This is a genomic window from Mesorhizobium sp. G2-6-1 (assembly GCF_055809095.1).
Genome location: NZ_CM147896.1, coordinates 2058835 through 2067500, shown reverse-complemented (window position 1 = coordinate 2067500; position 8666 = coordinate 2058835). Strand labels below are relative to the sequence as shown.

The window sequence follows — 8666 nt, the reverse complement described above, 5'->3', positions numbered from 1 at the left end:
GATCACCAAGGTTGGCGATCGCGAAATTATCCACACCATGCCCTTTGTGGAGATAAAGATGACTTTGGCCGCCGGATACACGACGGCCCGCACCTATCCCGCATTCGATCCGCTTCGGATTTTTGGCGACGACAAGGCAGCCGACACACCATCCGCCCTCGCAAATGCCGGCCAGATATATGGGGCCAAGGTCGAGAGCGAGATGAGCTTGAAGACAATCGACTTTCCCATAGATACGGCTTCGTTCGATGAAGGCGGGGATCTCTCGGCCGATGAAGTCGAGAAAGTAGTGCGCGAAGCAAGCACCGATTTGGGTGAAGGCGCGATCGAAGTGGCCTCATTACACTATGTCGACCCTCAACGTTTCGGCGATCAGCTGACGCAGAGCCTGGCCGGCACATATGGCGTCAAGATCGTGCCGGAAAATGTTTCTGTTTCACCGCGGCTCGATGGTGAAACCACAGATCAGGCCCCCGCCTACGCAGAAGAGATTATTCCATTTCGCAACGACAGGAACATTGCCGACGCATTTTCAGAATCTGGCTACACGGGCGAAGATGCCGTCGACATGGCAGCCGCGATAAGCAAGTTGCTGAATGCACCTGCGCTCAAGGCAGGCACTGTTTTGCGGGTTGGCATCGAGATACGCAACGACGTAGCCACCGTGGTCAGAACCAGCGTTTATGACAAGACACGCCACATCGTCACCATAGCCCGTGATGACAAAGGCCAGTTAGTGCCTGCACAGGAACCTGAAGAAAACCCCGGACTGCTGACCGCGTTTGATGACACGCCACCCGTTATCGCGCGCGGCAATCTGCCAAATCTCTATGATGGCATTTATCGCGCTGCCTATTCCTATGGCATGTCGAAGCAGATGACCCAGCGTCTGGTTAAATTGCTTGCACCAAATGTCGATTTCAAGTCACGCTGCAACCCCTCCGACCGGCTGGAAGTTCTCTTCTCCCAGCCGGACGGTGGCGACGAGGCATCTGAAGATTCCGAGCTTCTTTATGTTTCGTCGAATATTGGCGGTTCAACACGCAATTATTATCGATTCCAGATGGAAGATGGAAGCGTCGACTATTTCGATGAGAACGGCAGCAGCTCCAAACGCTTCTTGTTGCGCAAACCACTCCCCAACGGACGATTTACCTCCGGCTTTGGCCCACGCAAGCACCCGATCCTGGGTTATGTGCGTATGCACACAGGCACCGATTGGGCAGCACCAGTGGGTACACCAATAGTTTCCGCCGGCGATGGCGTTATCGAAAAAGTCGGCTGGGCCGGCGGTTATGGCAAACAGATTATCGTTCGTCATGCCAACGGATATGAAACGTCCTACAATCATCAAAGTGCATTCGCAAAAGGCATCAAACCTGGAGTACGCGTGCGCCAGGGCCAGGTCATCGGCTATCTCGGCCAGACGGGTCTCGCAACTGGTCCGCATCTTCACTACGAATTGATCGTCAACGGCACGAAAGTCGATGCGATGCGCGTACGCTTGCCCGCCGGAAAGACTCTCAAAGGCGATGAACTCGTGACCTTCGAGCATGAGCGAGAACGCATCGACGACCTCCTCAAACAAGACGATGACAACCCGCTTACATTGGCCAGCGCCAAGGCCGAAGGTTAGGGCGTCGGGGAATTCCTATCGTCACTGTTTTTCGGGCGACACCGGCCACGGCAGCGCGCGCCCCGGAACGCTGAACCACGCTGCAAGTGCTGACAACACACAAAGCACGGCCGTTACCCCGGCAACAGCGGCAAACGCCACATCGCTGGCACCGCGACGCGTCAATTCCATATCCAACGGCAAGCTTGTGGCAACGGGTTCGCCAAATCCTGGAATATCTGACGGATTAATCGATCCCAGACCTTGCGCATACGCCCAGGCTGCAACCGAGCCCATCGCAGCAACAGCCATAAGGCCGGCGATACGCGAAATGGCGTTATTGATGCCGGAGGCCGCACCGGTATCTTCGTCTTCAACTGCCGTCATTACTGCGGTCGATAAAGGTGACACGACCAGCGCCATGCCAACACCCATAACCGACATCAATGGAAGGGCACCCGCCCAAAAACTATGAATTCCACTTCCTGTCATGACGGCCAGCCCACCGAATGCCAATGCCACCAACAGGCTTCCCGCCGTGATTGGGAAGCGCGGACCTATCCGATCAGACAATTTGCCAACCGAACCCGACAACCCTGCGATCGCTGCCGATAGCGGTATAAAGACGAACCCGACCTCTGCCGTGCTCAGCCCCCAACCGGCAATCAAGAGCATCGGAAGATAGAACAATATTGCTGATAGCGAGAAATAGAGGAGAAATGTCACCACATTCGCTCCCGAAAAGGCACCGATTCCAAACAGGGCGAGTTCAATCATCGGTTCACGCTGGCGCCACTCCCACCACACAAAGACGGCAAGCAACGCAGCCCCGATGGCCACCATCGACAGGCTGTTTCCAAACATCGCCATCGAATCTTCCGAACGGATGAAACTCAGCCCATAGGCAATCGCTGCAAGCGCGCCCGTCGCCAGGACCGCTCCGCCGAGATCCAGACTACGTTTGACTGTCGGCTTATCTGCGGGAACTTTTGTCACAAGAAGATAGATCGCGGTTCCACCCAGCGGTAGGTTAATAGCGAAAATCGCCCTCCATACTTCGTCGCCGAAGGTCGAGAGCACCAATCCGCCGATGACCGGACCAAGTGCCGTCGTCAACGCCGACGCGGCAGCCCATATTCCGATAGCCCTGCCGCGCTCGTTTCTCGGATAAGCTTTGGCAATAATTGCCAGGCTGCCTGGTATCATGATAGCGGCCCCCACGCCCTGTATCGCCCGAAACAGAATCAGCATCGTCGAATTGGCTGCAAACGCGCAGGCCATCGACGCAATGACAAACAGTGCGATGCCTATGACGAAGACGCGCCGCAATCCATAACGATCTCCGGCCGTTCCTCCAGCCAGGATGAGTGCAGACAAGGTCAGCGCATAGGCATTGGAAATCCACTGCGCTTCAACAAGACTTGCCCCGAGGTCACTGCGAATCGCAGGAATCGCAATGGCAAGGATCGAGCCATCGATGAAACCAAGGGCCGAAGCCAGTATCGCGGAAATCAGTACATATCGGCGCCGGTCCTGCGGACAGAACGAGCCGTTTGACGCGCTCTTAAGTTGGGGAACGGCCTCGATGCCGGTCTCGCATGGTGACTGCATAAGCCTTGCTTAGAGCATCGGGCGGCGAAATGGTAGACATGCGTGAAGCGGCCACGCGTCAGTCTACGAACTCCACGGTCACACCCGGCTTCACCAGTTTTGCCAGTTCCGTGGCATCCCAATTGGTCAATCGAACGCAGCCATGACTTTCGGTCTTGCCGATCTTGGTAGGATCAGGCGTGCCATGTATCCCGTAAGTGGGCTTGTCCAGCGCAATCCAGATAGACCCGACAGGTCCGTTCGGGCCCGGCGGAACCGTCAGAACCTTGTCGTTATTGCCCTGCTTGAAATTGAGGCCCGGATTGTAGGTATAGTTCGGATCGACGGCAATGCGCGTCACCGTGTGTATCCCTGTTGGAGATGGTGTGTCGGTCGAGCCGATCGTCGCTGGATAAGCCGCAACAAGTTTGCCCTGCGCATCATAGGCGCGAACCTGCTTTTTTCCTTTATCGGCAAGAATTTTCTCGACTGGCGTGCTGACAAGCCTGCCAAAATTCGCGACTTTAATGATGGTTCCCGGCCGATTGAAATTCGCGCCGGGATTGAGCGATTTCAGATAGGATTCGTCCATATGGAACCGTTCGGCCAAGGCTTCGGTCACCGATGTAAAACTCATTCGCTCAAGCTTGGCCTTCTCGCCATAATCAGCAGGAATTGAAGCTAGATAAGGCCCCGCGGCATCTTGTGGCGTGATCGAATAGGAGGCAAACGCATCGCCGCCAGTCTCGGCCAGCCGTTCCGTAATTGCCACCGTATCGGTAGAGCGCAGATAAATTCCCGTAATCTTGCGATAGGCCGAAAGCGCCTTGTCGACATTGGAACCGAACCGGCCATCAATGACCCCCGGCGAAGCACCTGCCCGGTCGAGCAACACCTGCAACGCAGCCACATCTTCGCGCGCGCCAAGCGACAGCGACGGATCGACTTTCGTGCTCAAATCCAGGCGTTCCGGCGCGCCGCGAGAAATTTCTTCGGACGGTTGGGGCGGCTCGACGGACATTTCATCGAGCGATTTACGCTCTATTGGCTGGCGTCGAACCGTTTGCGGCACATCGTCCGGATAGGCATTGTCACTATTACTTCGCGGTGCTTCTGGAAACGTATTCAATAAATCGTCAAGCGAATCATATTGGTCATCGGGTGGCGGATCGAAGACACCGTTCTCTTCTTGCAGCCGCTTGCGCCGAAAACGAGCCACGTCATCTGGATTATCGAGATAATAACGATCATCGTCGGGCGCACCCTGATCATACTGACGCGCCTGCTGACGCCGAAGCGCGCGCCTGTTGAGCCGGGTTTGCGGCGGCTGCACCGCAATGACCTTGCCCGTTTCAGGGTCAACGATGACGCGATTTCCCTGGCCATCGTAATAGACTTCGAAATCATAGTTCTGCGCGACCTGAATGGTTTGGGAGCCTGAAGATCGCGGCCAGTCCGCGCCGTCGTCCACTTTTTGCGACGCAATTGCGCCGCTGCAAAAAAACGGGACGGCAAGCGCCGAAATAAGAAAGCTCATGCGCAACATCTAGGCCAAATTCTCCGATCGATACTTATCGTCTTCTACGCTGGCCGATGAGATGCGCGTTTCTCGCCTCAGCCAATCTTCAAGAATAGGTTTCCAACATGAACTGGACATGAAGATGGCCGCATCGCTGCGGCCACCTTTCGTAACAACACGCCATTGCGCGGAGCTTACGCCGCCTTGCCTGCTTCAACAGTCACACTTGGCTTCGCCCGAAAATTCAACCTGTCGGAACCGGACGTCACCTTCACGGTCGAACCGTCGAGAATATCACCCGACAATATTTTCTCCGCCAGCGGATCTTGCAACTCCTTTTGCATCGCCCGCTTCAGTGGCCGTGCGCCATAGGCCGGATCATAGCCTTTCGCTGCAAGCCATTCGATCGCGTCGTCATCGAGTTCGAGCACGATTTTCCGATCAACGAGAAGATTCTCCAGCCGCCTGAGCTGTATCTCCACGATACGGCCCATATCCTGCCGACGGAGCCGATGAAACAGCACAACCTCGTCGACACGATTGAGAAACTCCGGCCGAAACGCCACCTTGACTTCACCCATCACCTGATCGCGCACGCTATCGACATCCTCGTTCTCACCAAGATTGACCAGATAGTCGGCTCCTAGGTTAGAGGTCATGATGATGAGCGTATTGCGGAAATCGACCGTACGGCCCTGCCCGTCCGTCAAACGGCCATCATCGAGAACCTGCAACAGCACGTTGAACACGTCCGGATGGCCTTTCTCGATCTCGTCAAACAAGACAACCTGATAGGGACGTCGCCGCACCGCCTCGGTAAGTGCACCACCTTCTTCGTACCCGACATAGCCGGGAGGCGCACCGATCAGGCGGGAAACGGAGTGCTTCTCCATGAATTCCGACATATCAATGCGCACCATCGCGCTTTCATCGTCAAACAGGAAATTAGCCAGCGCCTTGGTAAGCTCGGTCTTGCCCACACCGGTTGGCCCGAGAAAGATGAATGAGCCAATCGGGCGATTGGGATCCTGCAGGCCAGCGCGGGCGCGACGGATCGCCTTGGAAACCGCCTGGACCGCTTCACCCTGACCAATGACACGTTTGCCGATTTCATCTTCCATGCGAAGCAGCTTGTCGCGCTCCCCTCCAGCATCTTGTCAACCGGAATGCCGGTCCAGCGCGACACGATGTGGGCAACGTGATCGGGTGTCACCACTTCTTCGACCATGCCGACCTTGCCGTCTTGTGCTTCGGCCTCGGTCAGTTTCTTTTCCAGCTCCGGAATTTTGCCATAGGCCAGTTCGCCAGCACGTTGGAACTCGCCATTGCGCTGGGCAATCGCAAGATCGTTGCGCGCTTCCTCAAGTTCCTTCTTGAGGTCGGCTGCGAGGCCAAGCTTCTGCTTTTCAGATTGCCATTTGGCAGTCAGCGCCGTCGACTCTTCTTCGAGCCCCGCGAGATCTTTTTCAAGCCGCACCAACCGGTCTTTCGAGGCATCGTCTTTTTCGACTTTCAACGCCTCGCGTTCGATCTTGAGCTGCATGATGCGCCGGTCCAACTCGTCCAATGCCTCGGGCTTGGAATCGACCTGCATCCTCAGCCGCGAAGCTGCCTCGTCGACAAGATCGATTGCCTTGTCTGGCAAAAACCGGTCGGCGATATAACGGTTGGACAAGGTCGCGGCCGAAACCAGGGCGGAATCGGAAATGCGCACCTTGTGATGCTGCTCGTATTTTTCCTTCAGGCCACGCAGGATCGACACCGTGTCTTCGACGCTCGGCTCGTCCACGAAAACCGGCTGGAAACGCCGCGCCAGCGCCGCGTCTTTCTCGACATGCTTGCGGTATTCCTCCAGCGTGGTGGCACCAACACAGTGCAACTCGCCACGCGCCAGCGCCGGCTTCAAGAGGTTGGAAGCATCCATCGCTCCGTCAGCCTTGCCGGCACCGACCAATGTGTGCATCTCGTCGATGAACAGGATGATCCCGCCAGCCGCCGAGGTCACTTCCGACAAGACGGCTTTCAGCCTCTCCTCAAATTCACCGCGATATTTCGCGCCGGCAATCAATGCGCCCATGTCGAGGGCCATCAATTGCTTGTCTTTCAGCGATTCGGGAACATCTCCGTCAACGATACGTAGTGCCAGACCCTCGGCAATCGCCGTCTTGCCAACGCCGGGTTCACCAATCAGCACCGGATTGTTCTTGGTGCGGCGCGACAGCACCTGAATGGTGCGGCGAATTTCATCGTCGCGGCCGATAACCGGATCGAGCTTGCCCGCGCGCGCATCCGCCGTCAGATCACGAGCGTATTTCTTCAATGCATCGTAGCCCTGCTCGGCACTGGCCGAATCGGCTGTGCGGCCCTTGCGCATATCATTGATGACCTGGTTCAACGCTTGCGGCGCAACACCCGCCTTGGCAAGAATATCAGCAGTCTTGGACGACTTCTCCATAGCCAGAGCCTGCAACAGGCGTTCAACCGTCACAAAGCTGTCACCTGCTTTTGTCGCCAGTTCCTCGGCAGTCGATAAGACCTTCGCCAGCGGTTGCGCCAGATAAAGCTGGCCATTGCCGCCTTCCACTTTTGGCATGGCCTCAAGGGTTGCTTCAACCGCAAGCCGGGCATCGCGTGGACGCCCACCGGTGCGCTCGATGAGCGATGCGGCAAGCCCTTCATCATCGTCGACCAGTACTTTGAGAATGTGTTCGGGTGTAAATTGCTGATGGTCGCGCGACAGCGCCATCGTCTGCGCGGACTGGATGAAGCCCCGGACGCGCTCGGAGTATTTTTCAAGGTTCATATCTGTCTCCTTCCGTCACCAGCCCGCTTTGCGGCACCGGATCAGATTACGGTGACGAACCCGCCCAATGGCCAGGTTCAGTTCTCAACAAATATGGTACACCAACCCGCCAGCCTCAAGAAGCAACGCTGCGGCATTTTACAATTACGGGTGTGGGAAAACAAAAACGGCGAGGATTTCTCCCCGCCGTTTAAATCAAAATGCTCGAAAATGGGTCAGCTATCAGCTGTCACAACATCGCCGGGGGCAGTTTCAACTGGTCCTGAATCAACCGTCTCGCTTTCGGTCTTGCGGTCAACCTGTTCAGTTTCGTCCTGTGCAGGTTCAGCAGCAACCTTCGGGCGGCGAGGCCGGCGAGGACGCCGCGGTGGAGCAGCCGCTTCTGTCGTCGTCTCGTTCAGTTCAGCCCGAGCAGCAAGTGCGGCAGGTCCAAGAGCTTCTTCGGGTTGCTGCGCAACCGCCGGAGCTACGGTTTCCGTACTCGCTTCGGTCTGGTCTTCGTTTTCTGCATCGCTTTGTTCGCCGCGCGCGCCATTGCCATTTCTCTGGTCATTTTGACCGGCATTGCTGTTTCGGTTGTCGCGCCCACGCCTGCCGCCATTTTCACGACCGCCGCCGCTCTTCAGTGCGACCTCGGCTGGTATGCCGTCAATGTCCGGTTGAGGGCCGGAACCCTGCGCCGCAACCGGGCTTTGCGACCCATTATTGTTGGCGTTGTTTTCGGCATCATTGTTATTGTCGTCGCCATCATCGTCATCGTCACGGTTTTGCTGGGCCTGCTGGATCGGCATCTGGGCCTGGGCCGCAGCAATGATGCGATTGTAATGTTCGGCGTGCTGGAGATAATTCTCCGCCATCACCCGGTCCCCGGAGCTTTGCGCATCACGGGCCAAAGTGGCATATTTCTCGGCAATCTGTTGCGCGGACCCACGAATTTTCACATCGGGACCATTGCTCTCATAATTGCGGTTCAAAGGGTTTGGACCCTTCCGGTTGTTATTATTGTTATTTCCGCCGCCATTATTGTTGCGACCGCGCATGCGCCTGTTCTGCTGTTGTGGCCTCATTCGACTCTCTTCAGTTTTTGAAATTTTGAAATCCATCGCGAACGGCAGCGCTCATGCAGCTAGCCGCTTCAT

General features: G+C 56.4%; 4 protein-coding genes and 1 pseudogene (1 of these 5 running past the window's edge). 1 reads left to right on the top strand and 4 read right to left on the bottom strand.

Annotated elements, in window-relative coordinates; genetic code table 11:
• On the top strand, positions 1-1636 hold the 3' portion of the coding sequence (locus AC0L7S_RS10010; protein ID WP_473470722.1) for a peptidoglycan DD-metalloendopeptidase family protein. Its footprint begins 329 nt before the window's first position; only the last 1636 of its 1965 coding nucleotides appear in the window; the start codon falls outside the window, past its left edge; its stop codon occupies positions 1634-1636.
• A 21-nt stretch (positions 1637-1657) separates the two neighbouring features.
• Here the strand turns inward: AC0L7S_RS10010 and AC0L7S_RS10005 are convergent, their stop codons facing one another.
• The 4 genes and pseudogenes from AC0L7S_RS10005 to AC0L7S_RS09990 form a co-directional block, all read right to left on the bottom strand.
• Positions 1658-3226 carry an MFS transporter gene (locus AC0L7S_RS10005; protein WP_473470720.1) on the bottom strand — a complete coding sequence of 523 codons (1569 nt, stop codon included), beginning with the start codon at positions 3224-3226 and terminating at the stop codon, positions 1658-1660.
• Between the two features lie 58 nt (positions 3227-3284).
• Complete coding sequence (locus tag AC0L7S_RS10000; protein WP_473470719.1) at positions 3285-4751, bottom strand: L,D-transpeptidase family protein; 1467 nt, start codon at positions 4749-4751, stop codon at positions 3285-3287.
• 167 nt (positions 4752-4918) lie between these two features.
• Positions 4919-7527, bottom strand: a pseudogene (clpB, locus tag AC0L7S_RS09995) (ATP-dependent chaperone ClpB).
• 215 nt (positions 7528-7742) lie between these two features.
• Positions 7743-8594 (bottom strand): DUF4167 domain-containing protein, encoded by an 852-nt coding sequence (locus tag AC0L7S_RS09990; RefSeq protein ID WP_473470718.1) that lies wholly within the window; start codon positions 8592-8594, stop codon positions 7743-7745.
• Positions 8595-8666 lie beyond the last annotated feature (72 nt).